Source organism: Flavobacterium sp. TC780, from assembly GCF_056783245.1.
This window is the reverse complement of sequence record NZ_JBXBAV010000115.1, coordinates 59,866-78,226: the sequence shown is the minus strand read 5'-3', so window position 1 is coordinate 78,226 and position 18,361 is coordinate 59,866. Positions and strand designations below refer to the sequence as shown.

At 33.1% G+C, this 18,361-nt stretch carries 16 protein-coding genes; 1 reads left to right on the top strand and 15 read right to left on the bottom strand.

Going from position 1 to position 18,361, the window contains the following annotated elements; genetic code table 11:
- Position 1 precedes the first annotated feature (1 nt).
- The 13 genes from AC1RYN_RS12780 to AC1RYN_RS12720 form a co-directional block, all read right to left on the bottom strand.
- On the bottom strand, positions 2-2,470 hold the full coding sequence (locus AC1RYN_RS12780) for a TraG family conjugative transposon ATPase (RefSeq protein ID WP_481807276.1): 2,469 nt from the start codon (positions 2,468-2,470) through the stop codon (positions 2-4).
- Between the two features lie 37 nt (positions 2,471-2,507).
- The gene (locus AC1RYN_RS12775) at positions 2,508-3,299 is read right to left on the bottom strand and encodes a hypothetical protein (protein ID WP_481807275.1); all 792 of its coding nucleotides are present in this window, start codon (positions 3,297-3,299) and stop codon (positions 2,508-2,510) included.
- 55 nt (positions 3,300-3,354) lie between these two features.
- On the bottom strand, positions 3,355-3,693 hold the full coding sequence (locus tag AC1RYN_RS12770) for a DUF4133 domain-containing protein (protein WP_481807274.1): 339 nt from the start codon (positions 3,691-3,693) through the stop codon (positions 3,355-3,357).
- Positions 3,694-3,705: 12 nt separating this feature from the next.
- Positions 3,706-4,050 carry a DUF4134 domain-containing protein gene (locus AC1RYN_RS12765; protein ID WP_481807273.1) on the bottom strand — a complete coding sequence of 115 codons (345 nt, stop codon included), beginning with the start codon at positions 4,048-4,050 and terminating at the stop codon, positions 3,706-3,708.
- A 138-nt stretch (positions 4,051-4,188) separates the two neighbouring features.
- On the bottom strand, positions 4,189-4,401 hold the full coding sequence (locus AC1RYN_RS12760; protein WP_481807272.1) for a hypothetical protein: 213 nt from the start codon (positions 4,399-4,401) through the stop codon (positions 4,189-4,191).
- 545 nt (positions 4,402-4,946) lie between these two features.
- Positions 4,947-6,197: a PDDEXK-like family protein gene (locus AC1RYN_RS12755; protein WP_481807271.1), complete on the bottom strand. Its 1,251-nt coding sequence runs from the start codon at positions 6,195-6,197 to the stop codon at positions 4,947-4,949.
- Between the two features lie 303 nt (positions 6,198-6,500).
- Positions 6,501-6,872 (bottom strand): hypothetical protein, encoded by a 372-nt coding sequence (locus tag AC1RYN_RS12750; protein ID WP_481807270.1) that lies wholly within the window; start codon positions 6,870-6,872, stop codon positions 6,501-6,503.
- Between the two features lie 365 nt (positions 6,873-7,237).
- Positions 7,238-7,786, bottom strand: a complete 549-nt coding sequence (locus AC1RYN_RS12745; protein WP_229990430.1) for a hypothetical protein — start codon at positions 7,784-7,786, stop codon at positions 7,238-7,240.
- A 30-nt stretch (positions 7,787-7,816) separates the two neighbouring features.
- On the bottom strand, positions 7,817-7,981 hold the full coding sequence (locus tag AC1RYN_RS12740) for a hypothetical protein (RefSeq protein WP_481807269.1): 165 nt from the start codon (positions 7,979-7,981) through the stop codon (positions 7,817-7,819).
- Positions 7,965-8,498: a hypothetical protein gene (locus AC1RYN_RS12735; RefSeq protein ID WP_481807268.1), complete on the bottom strand. Its 534-nt coding sequence runs from the start codon at positions 8,496-8,498 to the stop codon at positions 7,965-7,967. The genes AC1RYN_RS12740 and AC1RYN_RS12735 overlap by 17 nt, the downstream gene beginning before the upstream one ends.
- 110 nt (positions 8,499-8,608) lie before the next feature.
- The gene (locus tag AC1RYN_RS12730) at positions 8,609-8,896 is read right to left on the bottom strand and encodes a helix-turn-helix domain-containing protein (protein WP_229990432.1); all 288 of its coding nucleotides are present in this window, start codon (positions 8,894-8,896) and stop codon (positions 8,609-8,611) included.
- Positions 8,897-9,044: 148 nt separating this feature from the next.
- Positions 9,045-9,467 carry a hypothetical protein gene (locus AC1RYN_RS12725; RefSeq protein ID WP_481807267.1) on the bottom strand — a complete coding sequence of 141 codons (423 nt, stop codon included), beginning with the start codon at positions 9,465-9,467 and terminating at the stop codon, positions 9,045-9,047.
- Positions 9,468-9,796: 329 nt separating this feature from the next.
- Complete coding sequence (locus AC1RYN_RS12720) at positions 9,797-10,534, bottom strand: hypothetical protein (protein ID WP_481807266.1); 738 nt, start codon at positions 10,532-10,534, stop codon at positions 9,797-9,799.
- 348 nt (positions 10,535-10,882) lie between these two features.
- Here AC1RYN_RS12720 and AC1RYN_RS12715 point away from each other — a divergent pair, with 348 nt between their 5' ends.
- Positions 10,883-12,556, top strand: coding sequence for a helix-turn-helix domain-containing protein (locus AC1RYN_RS12715; RefSeq protein WP_481807265.1), 1,674 nt, complete (start codon positions 10,883-10,885; stop codon positions 12,554-12,556).
- An 80-nt stretch (positions 12,557-12,636) separates the two neighbouring features.
- Here the strand turns inward: AC1RYN_RS12715 and AC1RYN_RS12710 are convergent, their stop codons facing one another.
- Both AC1RYN_RS12710 and AC1RYN_RS12705 read right to left on the bottom strand, forming a co-directional pair.
- On the bottom strand, positions 12,637-17,304 hold the full coding sequence (locus tag AC1RYN_RS12710; RefSeq protein ID WP_481807264.1) for a hypothetical protein: 4,668 nt from the start codon (positions 17,302-17,304) through the stop codon (positions 12,637-12,639).
- Positions 17,305-17,420: 116 nt separating this feature from the next.
- Positions 17,421-18,335 carry a hypothetical protein gene (locus tag AC1RYN_RS12705; protein ID WP_481807263.1) on the bottom strand — a complete coding sequence of 305 codons (915 nt, stop codon included), beginning with the start codon at positions 18,333-18,335 and terminating at the stop codon, positions 17,421-17,423.
- Between the last annotated feature and the right edge of the window lie 26 nt (positions 18,336-18,361).

Here is an 18,361-nt window from a genome sequence, read left to right as displayed (position 1 = left end):
TTTAGTTTCCATTTCTCATATCTATAGCGAGTGCCGCAATACCTTTTCGGATGTCGTCATCAAATTTCTTGGCATACGCCTGTACTTTTACTTTTTCGGTTTCTTCGGTAGTATAAGCGAGGTATTCTTCAAGGGATACCTCAGTCCGATACACTTTAGATTGCATTCCTCCCAGTGAGATAAATACTTCTTTGTATTTCTTGTCAGGGTCATTGGCTTTATTTACCGAGAGCACCAGTGCTTTTTCTTTTTCAGTAAGTCCAAGTAATTCTTGGATTTGCTCGAACTTGTTTTGGTACTTACTCTGATCCAGTAATATCTTGCAATCACTGTTATTGATAATTGCTTGCTTGACTACTGGTGAAGAAATAATATCTTCTACTTCCTGAGTGACTACAATCGCCTCCCCAAAGAATTTACGAACGGTCTTAAACAAATACTTAATGTATTCCGCCATTCCTTCTTTGGCTATAGCCTTCCATGCTTCCTCAATAAGTATCATTTTTCGAATACCTTTGAGTTTGCGCATCTTGCTTATAAAGACTTCCATAATGATAATGGTTACCACTGGAAAGAGTATCGGATGATCTTTTATATTATCAAGTTCAAAAACAATGAACCGTTCTTTTAACAGATCCAAATTTTCAGTAGCATTGAGCAGGTAATCAAATTCTCCTCCCTTGTAGTAAGGACGCAATACATACAGAAAATTGTTTACATCAAAATCCTTTTCTTTTACTTTATCACCCTCCAATACGGTTACAAAATCATCTTTTAGAAATTCATAAAAACTATCAAAACAAGGAAACAAATCCGGATTACTGTCTAACTTTTCATAATACAATTGCAGTGCATTGGACAGTGCTACATATTCACTTCGATTAAACGTTTCATTGTCTTTTTTCCAAAGGGCAAGAAGCAATGTTTTAATGCTTTCTTTTTTTTCAGTATCCAGTATATCACCATCACTGATATAAAAGGGGTTGAATCGAATTGGGTTCTTTTCATCATAAGTAAAATAATATCCACCCACCATATCACACAATCCTTTGTAACTGTGTCCCACATCAACCAATACAACATGAGTTCCTTGTTCGTAGTAACTCCTCACCATATGATTAGTAAAAAAGGATTTTCCGCTTCCCGATGGCCCCAGTATAAATTTGTTCCGATTGGTACAAATACCCATCTTAACTGGCTCATCACTAATATCTACATGAACAGGTTTTCCTGTTAAACGGTCTCCTAAGCGAATTCCAATTGGACTCAAGGAAGAACGATAACCTGTTTCCAGATTCAAAAAACAAACCGCTTGTTCTGTGAACGTATCAAAGGTGTCGTTTATGGGAAAGTCTGCTGCATTTCCTGGAATACCTGCCCAAAAAATCTGAGCTGCTCCTACGGTTTCTTGTTTAGCAGCAGCATCCATCTGAGCCAATGCTGAAGAAACTTTGTTTTTCAGGTCTTTGAGTTCTTCTTTATTATCCGTCCAAATCAGTACATTAAAATGAGCTTTTACAGGAAGTCGTTGCTGACCGATAGCCTCATTAAGAAAATCATTGGTAGCATCTCTAGCAATAAGGTTTTCTCTGCTGTAGGCTGATAAGGATTGTAATCGAAGTCTTTTGCTTTCCAATTTCTGCAAGGTTTTTTGGAAATCCTCTATAAAAATATATTGGTTGTAAATATGGTTGCAGGAAAGTAATTGACCGAGTGTTGATGCAAATCCTATACTGAACTTAGTTTTATCAGTGGAGTATCTATCATAATTAATTCGAGAACCACATAGAGCTGGCAAGTCGGCAGCATCACCTAATGTATAAATTTGGCAATGCTTGTCGCCAACCCGCAAATCATCATCGAAAGCAATATCTTTAAATACAAATGAATTTTCCTTTTCAGAAAGGAAACAATACTTCTCTATAATCCCAATCTTTCTGCTGTGACTTCTAAGATCATCATCACCAAGACGAGTTAGCTTTACAAAACCACTATCTTCCAGTATGCGTCTGAATTGTCCGGTACTATCTATAAATTCCTGACGTAATTGTGCTTTTAATGTTTCTTCTGGAACGATAGAAGCTCTCAGTAAATTTGAAAATAAGGAACTGGAGGTTTTCCTTCCTGCTGGTTTCTTGGTTAGAAAAATATAACACGAATGATCCAGAAATGGACACTCATTAAAAAAACGGTCACTGCTTCGGGTAAGAAAACTAGAGTCTTCACTGGTAAAATCAGGTTCAAACTTACTATCGATAAACCAGTCCTGTTTGTGGAATACACTAAACTTGGGAAGTAACTTTATGGCCTTGAGCCATGCCTGATGGAACGCTTCGTATTCCTGATCTGACAAGGTAAATATCTCAGGCAGTTCTGCCTTAAATACTACCGTCACATCTCCTTGTTTGGACAGGATGCAATCGTGCTCGACATCCATAATCGGTAAAATATCATCCGTCATCTTTTCCATCTTCATCTATCATTTACCTGTTAATTCAAATCATCACCTAGAGTCTTTTTCCCTTTTTTCTAGGGAATTCATTATTATCTAAAGTTTGTTTGTTGGAATGTTTTTTTACATCTAGCGGGCTTGTATAAGTAGTCGCTTTCAAATTTTTTTCTATTGGATAGTCCCTGATATAGGCTGAGTCTTCATGACCATTGCGTCTTGCAAGTCCAACAGGATCCAGATATAAAAGATTAGGCAATTCTACTCGGATAACACCCTTTGAGGATTCATTACCTACTAGCCTTTGAAGTTTGGTATCATATAGAAAATGATAGGCAAAGTCTCCATCAAAAGAACCAATTTCGAAGTCTTTAAATTCCAATTTTATAAAAGGATCCTCCGCTAATCTCAGTTCTTTTAAGTTGAGATCTATGATAAAATCCTGTCCTGCGATATCAATATGAGGAAGGATTCCGGCTACCCGTTCCATGAAACCTTCATAATTTGGATTAAGAAACTCTAAGTCAGTTTTATTTTTTAAACTCTCTATAGCAACTCCATACTTCTTTGCCATACCTTCGGAATCTAAAATGAGCAAAGGGGATATGTTGATATTGATAGTATCTTCAACTGCATCGAGTTGGCACGGAAAGTTTTTATACTCAGACTGGTAACACATAGAGTAGTGGGTTCCGTGATCTTTCATATCATGGAAAGAAATCGTATTGGTAAGATTTGTTGTTTCGATTAGAGCCTGACTGTTGATGTCGACATAAAATGACGTTCCCTGAATCTCATAAATTGGTAATCCTTCAAGAGGAGTAGTATTGCTAGGATTCGCTGTTTCCACTATAGCCTGAGCGTTACTATCAATGTGGAACTTGCAGCCGGTAGCTATTGAAATTTCATTTTTCATTTGGTGTGTTTTTAGAAAAGTTCATGAATATTTTTCTACTCTGGGATTTCACTGCTTTAGGAATTTGTCGTTTCGCTAACGCTTTCATCATTCCATATTCTCCGTATTGATGGCTCATTTTATATATTTTTAAAACCCACAAGGTTCCTGATATGCCAATAATTCCTATACAGATTAGTGATGGTAAACCTGCTATGTACAGTATTGCAAACAGTATCATAAGAGCAATAACACAACCACCCAGGTACCAGATGTATTGTGCCTTTAATCCGCGAAATTCTATGCTTTGGTTGATTCCCTTGTTGATTTGATATACACTATTTGACATGACCTTGTTCGTTTAAATCCCAAAGAAGGATTTGATTACGGTAGCCACTACGACAAGAAAAACACAGCTACCAAACCAGGCGGCGGCAACTTTTCCAGTATCAGGATCCCCTGCATTCCATTTTTGATATACCTTGACTGCGCCTATGAGCCCAAGGATTGCCCCAACGGCATACATCAGTTCCGTTCCTGCATCGAAGTAACTTCGTACCTGCTGGTTGGCTTCATTGATTCCTGCCAGCCCATCCTGAGCATAAACCTCATAGCTTATCGCAAAAAGGATTTGAGCCAGGAGAATACCGATACGATTATTTTTTTGGGGTATAAACTTTTTAAAATTCCAGTTCCATTTTTTCATCACACATTATTTTAAAGTTTAATAATTCAGATAAAAACGGAGGTGTTGCCGCTGTCGCAGTGCCACTTTCCTGTTACATATGCCATACTGCGCCGGGACGGACAGGGGCATTTCCTCCGTTAGAATGTTTTAGATTTTTTAGTCCCACAAACCTTCCGCTTCTGCTTGGGTTACAGATACAGCGTCAAGTGTTTTGCACTCTGTCACAATCAGTTCACTCACAGAAGAGCGAAAAGCAGAATCTTTTACGGAAGGATATTCTCTTAGTAGGAGTTGCAGATAATAGGTAAATTCTTTTTTGACTAATTTTTTCTTTGCTGCGTCAGCGATAAAACTTTTTAATCGTGCCACCAGCGCATCAACATCCTGAAAGGTGGTGTCAAATTCTCCAAACGTAGGTTGGCTTGAAGTAGGTGAAGGTGTTTCCTGATCGTTTTCTTCGGATTGAAAGTCTCCGTAATTTGGATCTCCTAATCTGCGGGAATTGAAGTTTCCGTTTTCCTGAGATCACTTCTTTGAGGTCATCAAAATAAAATCGAAATCCAACAAATAAATACCAACTTGCTAATAGCAGAATAACCACAACTATGTAATTACCCCATGAAATGTTTGTAAACATACGCTCCTCATTTTATCGTTCTACATTAGTTTCTCACAATCCCCATAGATGGAATAATTCCAAATGAGGATCTTCATCATTACAGGGCAAAGAAACAATAGACAACAAACTGCTACAAGTACAACTTTTTGTTGCACCCCAGTTGTACCCCGTTGCACCCCCAGTAAAATCAAGGAGAAAAAAATAAAAAAAATGTAAAAAAAATAAAAAAGCCTTCTGATTGGAAGGCTAATTAGAGGATAAAATGAATTATTTTAGATGTGTTAGCGGTCGTTTTTTATAGATTTTCCATCAGAAACGAACAAATTTCAGGAACTAATTTGGTTTCAATTATCATTTTTCTATGATTTACATTTATTAGGTCAAAAGTTCCTTTATATGAAAAATCAGGAAAGAAAATATTTTCGTCATCATTTAGATTGAAATATTTCCAATATTCATTTTCACTTATCTGAAAAAAACAAGAGTCTTGTGTCAAAGTAGAATTTATTCGATTTAATTGCTCAGGTACTAATAATTTCTTTTCTAAACCCCAGTAAATCCAGTTATCGCCAGTTCCATTCCATATGAATAATTCCATCCTAGAAGTTGATGAAAAATGAATTCCGTAATCATTGGAGGATTCATAGGATTTTTTATAGACTTCATAATGAGTAGTATTGGTGATATTTTCTTGATTAGGTTTTGAATGAATTTTAAAACCTTTTTTTTCTAATTCTAGGCATAACTCATTCCAAAAATCCATTGCTGTATGCCATTTAACATGTTTAAAATTATCCACAAGAAGTTTTGCACTTATCATATTTTCATTACTATTAGAAATTAGATTTCTAATTTCCATCCTTTCTTGAATATTTGTATTATCGTTAGTCATTTGTTTTATTAAGTTTATGTATTGAATAATACTTTCTCTTAGATAAGGTTGAAATATGCATTCATTTAAACAAAGTGTTAGCCAATTTTGTATTTCGTGTTCATAGTCAATAGTTCTTCCATTCATGTTTTCTAAAAGCTCGTATTTACCAAGACTTTCAGATGTTGGTAAATGCCCATCTAATGTTAAATAAAAAACATTAATATTTTCTTTAGGAATATTTTCAAGCGTATGAATTAATTCAAAATAACCTTCTAATTGACCTCTATCTTCATGATTTGAATCTCCAGCCCCAATCTTGTTTTCAACAATAATTGCTTGTTTTGAAATTCTATTGATTATTAAAATATCTATTTTATTAAATTCTGATTTTTGAAATTCTGTAGGATAAATTTTCACATTTTCTATTTCAAAATTTTCAATAGATAACGTTTTTAAAAATAATTTTAAAAATGTATCATTTTTATTATGTCTGCTTTCTGGAGATAATAAGACAGAAATAAACCTTGAGTGTAATCTAACTTCATCACGTTCTTTATGTAATGCGGTAAAAATATTGAATTGCTCTTTATCTTTTTCATGTAATCTATATTTGTAATCAAGAACAGATAGTTTAGATAAAAAATTATTTATTGATTCGGTATTTAGATTCATTTATTTACTTTAGGTTATTGAATTCTCTGATTTTTTTAGCATGACCGCTAACGTCAGACTGTGAAAAAACTACTTTAAATTTAGAAAGTATTGGGAGGGCGGCTAGCAAAGAAAAACTCAAATATGGGATTCTTAAGAGGATGATTTTAGTTTTTCCACAGTCTGACGTTCTCGTACTTGTGGCTGTTATGGAAGTTCGTAACCTTTCAATTTTCGGCTTTGCAAAAAATTGATGCGAAACGATAATTCCACTTAATTCCACAATAGCCATAAACGTGTGTTAGTTGCACGAGCTTTATTTATTTAGATATTTTCATTTTTGGGTTCGTTTTCAGAATCATTTAGAATATCATTATTAAAATCTTTTAAAGCGCTATCTAACGCAAACAGTACAGAATTATAAACGTCTTTAGGACTTGGAGGAGGTGTTAGTTTAGTTGGACTTATCCAATATCTTTTCATTGGAATAGTTAATTCAAATACTCCGTTTTTTTCGGTAAGAGAATTAACAACTTGTTCTTTAATAGATTTAGATATGATAAATTCAACATTCACAATTAGCGTTTCGACAAATGGTTTGAAATCTTCCCTATATTCAATCGTTTTAAGCACAAGACTATCAAGATATTCAACTTTTCGTATTTCTTCGGGAAGTTTTAGATTTATTTTTGCCATAATTTTTTTATGAATTTTAATTTATTCTCCGATTTTTTTGCGCTTGCAACTAACTTGTTATACTAGCTATAAAATGGCATCAAACAACTTTTTTACTTGTCTTTGTGAAATAAGTTTCTTTTATTCAAGCGAATATAAGAAATCTTTTTACTACAATTTATTAACTTTTGAATTAAAATAAAATGATTTATCAGTTTTATCTTGTTGAATTTTCTTTAGATCATATCATAGAATGGTTCACAAAGAGATTATTAAAGATTAATAAATGGTAGACCCAAACATATTCAATTTGATACATTTCTGAGCCATGAAAGTATAAAAGTTTGTAATAGAATTTATGGTTGCCTAAGTAACTTTTGTATATTCTAATAAGATAAAAATTCAATTTCCGATTTTTTATCCATAAGCTGCCAGCCATCATCTGTTCGTATAAAATAGACTTCATGAGTGAGTGTATCTTTCAATCCATTTTTAATGACAGCAGCAAAAATATTCTTTTTTCGAATCGTAGTGTATTCTACAATTGCCTTATTACCAGAACTCATAATCCGAATTCCCTTAATTGCTCCAAATTCTTCATCTGCTACTTTTACGCGTTGAATTTTAGATATTTTATCAGCAAGGGGTGTAGGCAGTAAGTATGGTTTTGCCGCAGAGGTAAAACTCACGAAAGAAATTGTATCACCAAATTTCTTATTTTGAAGCACTTTTACAAATCCTTTTTCGACAAGACCAGATTTAAAAATGGTGTACGCGTGTGCGGGATCATTGCAGTAAATATCATGGTCTACAATTGTAGGATAATGATTTTTTTCTAGAATAAGGGCAGTAGCCAATTTCTCATCTAGTTTTTTAGGTTGACAGCCTGTGATTATCAAAATTAACAAGGTCCAAATACAGGATAGCTTTTTCATGTTTTTAAATTTTAAATTAGTACTATTTAGTTAATATTCTTTAATCTGTTTAATCATACGTTCCAATGTTTCAATCGCTATTTCTTTGTCTCTTTCTTCGGCAACGTATGCCTTGCCACGCATCGCATTATAAGAAAGATTTACTTTATTTGGAGTGGATAAAAAAGGAACGATTGTTTTAAATAAATGATTCATTGATTTTGAAATAAGAAATTTTTAGTTCATCGGATGCTCTAAGTATCAGAGCTGTCTGATCTGTTGAAAGTTTGCATAGTACTTTACTAGAAGTAGAGTCTACAACAGAGGACTCAGTTATCTTCTTTTCAGTAATTGGAAAGGGCTTGTTTAAATAGTTTGCAAATCTTGATTCAACAAAAGTTATTAATTCATCTAAACAGGATATTAAAGTTGATGTAACCTCTTTTAAATGTTCGCGGTGTTGATCATTGCGGTTACTTATTTCTGTGATTCTATCTAAAAGAAATAGCAGTGATGAATAATAATTTCCAACTAATATTTTAATCTGTTTCTCATTGGTAAGCGAAAAAACTTGTACCGTAAACTGTGATTGAATTAAGAATGTTTGCTCGGTCGCTTTTTTAATAATCGCTTTGGATTGAATGGGAGTAATCATAGTAAGGTCTGTTTTACGAGGATTAAGGGTTGAGGTCACCGTTAAATCCATCCATTCTAAAAGATAGGTTTGAGTCATTTTTTTTACTTTTTACTTAGTAAATATTTCTCTCGACTTGCAATCGACAGTACTCTAAATCAATGCTTATAGAACATTCTTAACCCAGTCAAATTATGTTTATGCATTATTCAATGAGGATTTAATCGTGACCGATATTCGGAAGGGGACAGGGAAGTATGTCTTTTGAAAAAATTACTGAAAGCTGAAGAATCCGTGAATTGCAGTTCTTCACTAATATTGGAAATACTTATATCTGTATTTTGAAGTAAATTTTCAGCCTCTAAAACAGTAGCTTGATCAATAAATTGTTTAGCTGTTTTCTGAGTTAATTCCTTAATTATTTTTGTAAGATTACTAGGTGTCATAGATAATACATCCGCATAATATTTTACATTGTGTTGTTCTCTGCAATTCATTTCTAAAATTTTAAAAAATTGTATTAGTAGTTTTTCTTTTATGGTGAAATTTTCGTTTAATTGTTGAAGATAACTGCTATGTTTTTCTGCTAATACATAAAGGAATAAATTAAAACTAAGCAGCAATATTTCTTCTTTAAAAATTTGTTTACTGGATTTTCTTTTTTTGATATAATTGTTCAAACAAAAATACTAGGTGCTGGAGTTCTTTATCTTTGATATAAATTTTCGAAGGAAGTTTCCTAGTGTAAAAATCAAAATACCCTATATGTAGTCTTCGGATGTTATTCTCAAAAATAAAATCTGGTGTACACGATATTAGGCATATTTGCAATTGTTTACTCGTTGTCAAAATTTCACATGAACTTTGTATCGGAATTATTAGTAATTCATTTTCGAAGACTGTAACGTCTTTGTTATCTATTTTTATAGATAAAGAACCTGAATTTACACTCAGTACAGAAAAATGGTCTGCGTTAAGAAGCTCATTAAAAACGGTTATAGGTGCTAAATTTTTGTATATGTAGACCTGCAAACCGGGATGATGATATTTTGAATTTTTTCTTACCACAACAATGCTCTTTTATAAAATTAGGATTGCAACGAGTTAAATAAATTTTATTTTATATAGGTTTAAGTTGATATCAGGTTACTCCGATAGTAATCTGGACATCAATGAAACAGTGACAAAAAGTAAATTGGACATGCCACTCACAAAAAGTAAGTAAGCCAGAATGCGTGGGCTATCACTTTTTATCTCACCATTTGTGAGGTAGCCAATTATTTCATCATAGGAAAGTAGGTCTATGATGAAATAAAGACTAACAAGATTGAAAAGAATTAGAAACACAGTAAAAGTGTATATTATTTCCTTTTCGATGGAATAAAGACGATACAACATCAGTAAGTTGCTAGAGTACGTATCATAATTCCTGTAACAAGGGAGCGTCTAATCGCAGTAGATGAATTATCCATAGCACCACTAAGTCCCCCAACACGGTGTCCCTTAGAGGGAGGCCAATCTTTATCTTTGCGTACCAGATTGTAATAGATGGAATATCGTATTATGGAAGAAGTCGTGAGGATAATTCTTTTATCCTCGTTACTAAATCCGGAATTAGCTATCACGGATGATTCATAATAAATAATGTTTTGATAAATTTCCTCATAGGGGTGATTTTCCCATAAAAGGACATTACTCATAAAACTGGAAAGGCTATCTTTTGCAGCACTTGTCATTGTAGAATTTGTAATAGTCTGATCTAGTTCAAACTGAGGATTATTTACAATTTCTTGTATTATGTCAAGATTAATTGGCAGATTTGTTTGCATGTTTAATAGCATTAAATCATTGTTTGCAGTTGCAATGACTTCAATTTGTTGGCTAATTTGCGCAATTGTAGTATGCTGATAATTGCCGGACAAATAAACATCAAGAATGTTATTATGTATTTGACCTGCAAAGTCATACGTGTTTTCCGGATTTTCAGGGGTCAGGTTTTCCATCAAACTTGTTGATTTTTCTAATTTTTTCATGCTTATCTTACGAGCGATGCTTTCTGTGTTGTCAACAGTATCATTTGTACAGGAAATAATTAATAATGTTAAAATTACTAATGATATTGAAATGTTTTTCATGATTGAAATGTGTAAAATGTGATAGACTACTTTTGTAGTCAGTTCATTTCACCCGGGTAAGCAGAACTTGAATTTAGCACGATGCCAAATGTTTTTGCTTTTGAATTCGAGACAAATCTAAAGGGCTTTTTTTTATCCCGCAAAACATTGTATATGGATTTTCATACTTTACGGTATGGATTTTATGAAAATCCGTATGCCTTTTTTAGAGCAAAATAGTTAGTTATCAATTGTTTGTATTATATTTGAGATAATTTATGGCAAAATATCCCTAGATTCTTTTTAAGCCGAATACTTGGCTCTAAAATGGTTTTGCAGAGGAAATAATGTCTCATTTTAATTCACATTATGATTAGAAAGTATCTTTTTTTACTCTCTTTTTGTTGGGGAGGTCAAATCAGCGCACAGGAACTCCATTTTAAAATTCCTGACACACTTCGATACAAGAATTATGATTATCTCTTTGAGCGAATAGAAGAATCCGTAAAAGGTAGTGTTAAACAATCCCTCTATCTTCAATCTTTTTTGGTAAAATCAAAAGCAGAAAAGAATTTTGAAGAGATGGTAAATGGCTATAAAAACTATCTCTACCACTCCCCAGAAAATTTGAAACTGGTATATGCAGACAGTATGATCTACACTGCAAAAAAATCAAAGGACAATGCTTTGATAGGTTCGGCCTATCTTACAAAAGGAATTGTATACTATGCTTGGAAAAAACACAATTATGCATTAGATAATTATCTTATTGCCAATAGTTATATTTCTAAAACTAATGACAAGTATTTAATCTATAAGGCCAAATACAATATTGCTAACATAAAATACTTTCTTGGGTCTTATAATGAGGCAATTGCTTTGTTTAAGGAATGCATCAATTATTTTAAGAAAAATAATGATAGTGGCTATTTGAATTCACTTCATTCTCTTGGGTTGTGTTATAATCGTATTGGAAACTACAGCTTATGTACAGAAACAAATGAGAAGGGATTATTGGAAGGAGAAAGATTGGCTAATAATGAAATGAAAGAGTATTTTATTCTTTCCGAAGGAGTTAATCAGTATTTCAGAGGTAATTATGCTTTGGCTATTAAGAAAATAAACTATTCATTAGCCGTTATTCAAAAAAACAAAGGTTTTGCAAATGAGTCTGTTGCGTATTTTTATATTGGGAAAAGCTATTGGGATCTTAAGAAACCCGAACTAGCGATACCCTATTTTCAAAAAGTGGATTCTATTTTTGATGATAAAGGATACATCCGTCCGGATCTTCGCAATAACTATGAATTACTGATCAGCTACTTTAAATCTAAAGACGATCTTGTACTACAACTTTATTATATTGAAAAATTACTTAAAGTGGATAGCATATTGCACAATAGATATAGATATGTATCGGGAAGAATTCACAAAGATTATGACACTAAAGAATTATTGGTACAGAAAAACAGTATTAAAAAGTTACTCAATAAAAGAGAACGAGATGGTTTTATTCTTAAGGGGATAGTAGTCCTTTTATTTTTATCTGTTGTCTTTCTCATTTATAAACATATTAAAAACAGGAAAATCTATCGGCAAAGATTTGATGATTTAATGAAAAAAAGTGATGCTACTATTAAAGTTGATTCCAAGAATATAACCAATAGAATAGAAGATATGAATCAAGAAACGGTGACATCAGTCTTAAAGCAATTGGAGAAGTTTGAAGTAGATAAAAAGTTTTTGGAAGAAGATTGGACTTTAGCAAAGCTTGCAGTTACTTTTGGCTCAAACACAAGATATATTTCACAAATAATTGCTACTTACAGAGATAAAAAGTTTGCAAATTATATCAATGACCTAAAAGTGGATTATTTGATTGGCTTATTAAAAGAGAATAAGAAAATTCAAAATTATAATAACAATGCACTATCAGAAGAATGCGGTTTTAGCACTACAGAGCGTTTTACAAAAGCTTTTTTTTCCAGAACAGGAATGCCTGCATCATATTTTATGGAGGAACTTCGAAAAGAGCAATTGTAATTTTTATTGAGGTTTATTTTTGTTTATATATTTAAAAAAAAATCCATCTCAAAGATACAATTGAGATGGATTTAACTTAATTACCTAAAATTATTATTGTTTTTATACTTATACGTAAACTCTGTCGATTTCTTATCTCCTGGCAAATTGTATTTCATTACTATTTCATAATTACCATAGCGCATAAACAAGAAATTACTATTTAGAAAACGGTTTGCAACGGATGTACTACTCACTAAGCCGTTTACATAATCATTAGCAATCTGATTGTTTAAATCAACCCAATCCTGTTTGTAAAGCAATGGCATATTATACTTAAATGGGAAATTGCCTTTTGTCCAGGATTGGTTTACATTATTCTCAATACTAGTCATATAATAAGCATTGAGCGGTATCGCTTTTGCAGGAATCACTCCTAATTCACTAGTATCTCTGTCACTTATAGCATATTTACCATTTAAAGGATAATCTTTATAGAGATATGGAAAGATATCTGTTGTATAATACGCGTCATTTAGTTTAGATTGGGCTGTTATAATGGGCTTATTATCGCTATATGTTACTCCTTGCAATTCAACCATATCAAATGCTTCCTGACTTGAAATCGTATTGGATAAGTAAATAACATCTGAATATAATACTCCAAAATTATAATTCTGCGTATTTATCGCATTCATTTTAGAAGTAAAAGTTTTGTACTTACTTGTAGTAAATGAGTAAGATAAACGATCAATACTTCCCTCTGTTTTAGATAATGCATCAGCTTGGTTTTCTCTTACCTGTATGTCATTACCTGCATCACTAATAGTATTTGTTTTTGTCGTAGTTACTGAATTTCTAGACGGAGTTTGTTTTAAATTACTCACTATCGAAAAGTTATATTTCTTGTCCTGATTAATATTAGGAAGATCATAATAGACTTCATTAGAACTAGTATTATAATTAAAAGTCGTAGCTTTTGCATTAGAAACTCCATCTTCATTTACTTTTATACTAGTTTCCCATTTCCCATCTTCAAACAAATAATCCTGACCACGTTTAAGCTGAATGTATCCTTTTGGATATTCTTCTTCAAGGAAATATTTCTGATCTACAACAGGATAAGAATATTTTATATTGGTAAGTGGAATATGATCGGGAGCTCCTCCCGTTGTAAATAGTCTCTCTTCATATTCTGTTGCCACTTTTCCGTCTATTTTTATAGGCTGAAATACACCATTTACCATCTTTTGAAAACTAACCTCTACCTGAACTTTTAATTCCTTGTTCGGGGGTAAAATATCTGTAGAAACAAAATTAGCTTTGTCTTTAGAAGAACCCCATTCTAAGATTCCCTGAATTTCTTTTGTACCATCAAGGACCTTAAATTTTTCTAGTATCACCTTATAGGTAACATCACCTTCATCTTCCGGAATCACAAAAGCTTCATTTACTTTCATTGAAAAAGCGGCTTGAGGTACAGCAAAAACATCTACATCGGTAGAACTTTGTTTTGGAGTCACATCTGTTATCAGTTTAAGTCCGCCTAGCGGAGATCCATTCTCAAACTTACATTCTTCCCCTATTTCTAATTTAAAGCGGAATTTACCTTTAATTAATCCTCCTAAAATATTCATGTTTCCACCTACATATCCTCTCATCCAAACTGGATTTGGTAATTTTGCCTGTAATAAAACCGCTGCACCACCTGAAATAATTGGAATCTTTAATTTCAAGAATGATAATTTGATTCTAATTCCTAATTCTCCTTGCAGGTAAGCATACGATTGTCCATTAGCATACCAACCATTTATACCTACAGTTTTTCCTGTATTAGAACACCTGGCTTCCTGATAATCTTTCAGCATAATGTCAAATCCCATTCCTGCCTGAAAACGGGCATAAAAAAGTAAGAAACTTAAATCTCCCGTGTCAAAATCTAAACTCGCACCAAAGGCCATACCCCCTCCATTTGCCAATGCATTTTCGTCACGCATATAATCTAATTGTTTGGCATCTACACCCAGAATCTGAGCCACAATAGGGGGTGGGGGCGGGCTTCCTGGCAATAATGTACCTGCCATAAAATAACCGGTTGTTTTACGGTATAAACCGGCAACTCCAATCTTTATACCACATCTGTCATCTGGAGTTCCCATGTACATATACCAATCTTTGGGATCTTTATGAAAAACTCCCCAAACAGCTCTTCCACCTGGTCCCGTTCCTGAAAGAAAATTCCCTGGTGTATTAATATATACATCTGTTGTGGCATGCATCGAATTATTTTGAAAATCAAATTCTATTGCTGCTGCCATTTTTATACCTACTGCAGCTGATAAATCTCCTGGAATTGCTGCTTTTGCCTCTGGAATATATTTACTAGCGAAAGAACCTTTAAGATCATTTTCAGTTATGCCTAAAAAACTTTTCTTTGAAGTAACATCAGAAGTTACTTTTTCCATTAAGTCAGTAACATCTTTGAGTCCTGGTATAGTAGCCAGAACATTAGCTTTCCCAAAAATGGCTAATCTATTGACTCCACCTTTTGAGTTAAAAGCCATTTCAAATCCAGCTTCACCATCACAGATACTTTGTGAACCAATACTAAAATAAATTAAAGCTTTAATTCCTAAACTTACTTTTTCATCTGGGGTATAACTCAATCCTGATGGGGAGAAATCTCCAATGGCTATATCTTGATTTCTATGCATTTTATAATAGGCACCTCCACCAAAACCAGTAATCATAAACGGGGAACCTTCAGCTGGAGGGAATTTTACTGCGGCGTCAAAATACCAATACCTGAAAGTACTACGTCCAAAAATAGCTTTTGCTTTTACGTTGACAATTTTTGCGACATCCACTTCTAAATCAGCATTAAAACCATCTCCATAGACGGGGTCCTTTTCCATTAAGATAAGATTCCCTTTTATTTTTAATGAACTAAATTCACAATCAATATTTATGGCTGATAAATCAAGACCGGCATATCGGCTTCGTTGCCTATAACCATCATCATACATTTTTCCTAGTATTCCGATTCGGGCTGTGGCACCTGCACCAACGGCATCCATCAAATTAATTCCTAAATCAAAATCAATTCGGGAATTATTTCCGTTAATGGCAACATTTATATTACCAATGGAAACAGGAAAATTACCAAAGGCAACTGTACCTTTATAGCCCATATTTCGAACAGAAATAATAGGGGAGACGGTCTGCAATTGTAGATTTTCAAAAGAAATTCCTTTAAAATCAACCGTACGTTTTCCCTCTACGTCTTTATCATCTGTTGCTCCTTTATTGGTACCAAAAGAAACTGTTCCGTTTAAATTTGCCTTGGGTAAAAACCGTCCATTAACTAATTTTAGTTCAACAGAACTATTAGGCAGCAGTAACGCTTTTGCTTTCCAAATATCAAAAGCTATTGAATCTTTTGTAACCACAATCAGCTGCTGTTCATTCATGGATATAAATCCATTATATGCCAAGCCAGCTCTATTGGTTTGTACTGGTTTAGCAGGAGTTGTTCCAGTACTTGGTGTTGCGGGAGCTGAAGTTTCTTTTTTTTCTGTTGGTGCTTTAGTTATTGGTAAAAGAATCTGACCGCTTAAATTTGCTTTTACAAAAGTATTTGCTGCAATAGTTACATCAATATGATCTAAGGAATAAGCCCATGATTTTTCCTGACTGGTAATACCTCGATCCAGTGGGAACACATTATCTGCATAAAAAGTTCCAGATACTCCATATTTATCAATAATAAGATTTTGAGCACCTACACGAAGCCTCTCTTTACTTGATGCCGTATCTGTAGTCTGAAATTCTTTAGGCAAACCTACCTCAAAAGCTTGAATAAAAACTCCTTTCCAAGCTTCTGGACTTGGTACTAAAAGTGCATTTTTCGCATAATATTCTGGAAATACAACTGTAGGGTCATTTTTTAAATCACTTAAGTCCAATACCGCATTACTTACCCAAAACTCAAAATTACCATCAAAATCTTTTCCGTTTCTTTTGTCTTTTAGTGTAAAAGGCTCTAAACTTACATTGACCAAAATATCATTCCAGCTACTTGCCATAAAGCTAAAATCACCTCTAACTCTGTTTGGTATCTGAACTGTTTTCCCGTTATAATAGGTTTTAGGAATCGTCGTTTTTGCTTCATCAACTTTTTTTGTTATTGGATCAATTGGTAGTATCAAATTCCTTGAAAACTCCACGGCTCCAGAAATTTTCATTTCTTTAAAACCATCACAATCAATTGTTACATAGGTCAAATCCTCAACACTTCCAGTTGCCATATCAAAACCACCATATAATGAAACCTGCCATTTATTATCACTAAACGGAATATCAACATTACCTAATAATACTAATTTGGCCTCCCCAATTATACCTCCTTGATGCGATAATTTGACATTATCTGCTCCAAAGAATAATTGCATCAGTTGTCCATTTTTATCTTTTTGTGGAATATCTACTCTACAAAAAACGGTAAGAGTGGTGTACTCTGCCGAAAAAACAGCTTTTGTAATTCCAATAGAATACTGAACATTATTTACTGTATTACGAATCCCGACTGGTAATTCTACCAAATCCTGATTCGAAAACTTATCTATCCATCGCTCAGACGCTTCGATTTTTTCGATAGCACTCGAAGCAGCTCCTGCTTCTTTTGACGTAACACTATCTTGCCCATACGAAAAAAGAACCGAAAGCATGATAAATAAGACCGATAGATGTATTCTATAATTTTTTTTCATAAACAAATAATCCTGTTTTTTTATACAATAAAGCATAGTAACTTCTTTTATATTTTAGCCAAAACCCTTTTCGAAACAATACCTATACTTCGTAAAGAGCCCTATTTTTTAATCCCTTAATTATTCTTTAAATAATTAAAATCAACTTCATCATCTTTAACATTCTTGCTTGCTAAATCATGGTAAAACGGAATTAGTTTGATTTTTAATTCTTCTATTACTTCTGTTTCTGTTTTTTTATCTTTCATCATTTTAAAGAAGTGACTCAACTCTTGCTTATTAAAACTGGAAAGATTTTCATTTTTATGGATATCATCTGCAGAAGTATTGGCAAGTATTGAGATCTCATTAAGCATCCATCTATGAATTAATAAAGGTTGTAGCTTTTTATTTTTTCTTTCAACCAATTTTAAATACGAATTATAACCAATTTTATTGGTTGCATCTTGTTCACTGACTCCATGCATCTTGTGTTTATTAACTCTTCCTAATGCTATAACATATTCATTTTCAAAAGCTCCGTCTTTGCGAATCATTTCTTCTTTTAAACTTTTTACAGTTTCAAGAATGAATTCATTGTATCTGTTTAAAATGTCATTATTTAAGTCATACGCTTTCAAATAATTTAAAGCTTTTTCTTTAAAACTCTCATCATCTGGGGTCAGAGTAGTCAGCCTTAATAAATACTCTAATTCATCTGAATCTTCTTTTGGCATCGGTCGTAATGCAAGTTGGAGATCCTGTAACTGTTTTATGATTTCATTTCTAGTTCCTTTATAAGTCTTGTCTTTGTGCTTTATTTCTAAAATAGGATCTGAAACAATTTTGACTTCTTCTTTAGGCTCTTTTTTGGCTGGTAGTTTTATTTTATCCAGTGAATAAGAATAATTTAATGTAGCAGTTAAATCATTAAATTTCTTCGCATTAGAACTACTCCTGAACATTGAAATAATACTCATATTCAAGTTGTGTTTTTCGAGTAGCATATAACTATTGTTAAACTTAACTCCAAATACAGAACTCGAATTCATATTTGACTGAGAATTATTGTAAAGCA

Bases quoted from the DNA above. Each gene is read 5' to 3' on its own strand.
- AC1RYN_RS12750 (WP_481807270.1), bottom strand. From the start codon at position 6,872: ATGGCAAAAATAAATCTAAAACTTCCCGAAGAAATACGAAAAGTTGAA.
- AC1RYN_RS12740 (WP_481807269.1), bottom strand. From the start codon at position 7,981: ATGAATCATTTATTTAAAACAATCGTTCCTTTTTTATCCACTCCAAAT.
- AC1RYN_RS12720 (WP_481807266.1), bottom strand. From the start codon at position 10,534: ATGAAAAACATTTCAATATCATTAGTAATTTTAACATTATTAATTATT.
- AC1RYN_RS12705 (WP_481807263.1), bottom strand. From the start codon at position 18,335: ATGAATTCGAGTTCTGTATTTGGAGTTAAGTTTAACAATAGTTATATG.
- AC1RYN_RS12745 (WP_229990430.1), bottom strand. From the start codon at position 7,786: ATGAAAAAGCTATCCTGTATTTGGACCTTGTTAATTTTGATAATCACA.
- AC1RYN_RS12780 (WP_481807276.1), bottom strand. From the start codon at position 2,470: ATGGAAAAGATGACGGATGATATTTTACCGATTATGGATGTCGAGCAC.
- AC1RYN_RS12770 (WP_481807274.1), bottom strand. From the start codon at position 3,693: ATGTCAAATAGTGTATATCAAATCAACAAGGGAATCAACCAAAGCATA.
- AC1RYN_RS12755 (WP_481807271.1), bottom strand. From the start codon at position 6,197: ATGAATCTAAATACCGAATCAATAAATAATTTTTTATCTAAACTATCT.
- AC1RYN_RS12730 (WP_229990432.1), bottom strand. From the start codon at position 8,896: ATGAATTGCAGAGAACAACACAATGTAAAATATTATGCGGATGTATTA.
- AC1RYN_RS12715 (WP_481807265.1), top strand. From the start codon at position 10,883: ATGATTAGAAAGTATCTTTTTTTACTCTCTTTTTGTTGGGGAGGTCAA.
- AC1RYN_RS12735 (WP_481807268.1), bottom strand. From the start codon at position 8,498: ATGACTCAAACCTATCTTTTAGAATGGATGGATTTAACGGTGACCTCA.
- AC1RYN_RS12765 (WP_481807273.1), bottom strand. From the start codon at position 4,050: ATGAAAAAATGGAACTGGAATTTTAAAAAGTTTATACCCCAAAAAAAT.
- AC1RYN_RS12710 (WP_481807264.1), bottom strand. From the start codon at position 17,304: ATGAAAAAAAATTATAGAATACATCTATCGGTCTTATTTATCATGCTT.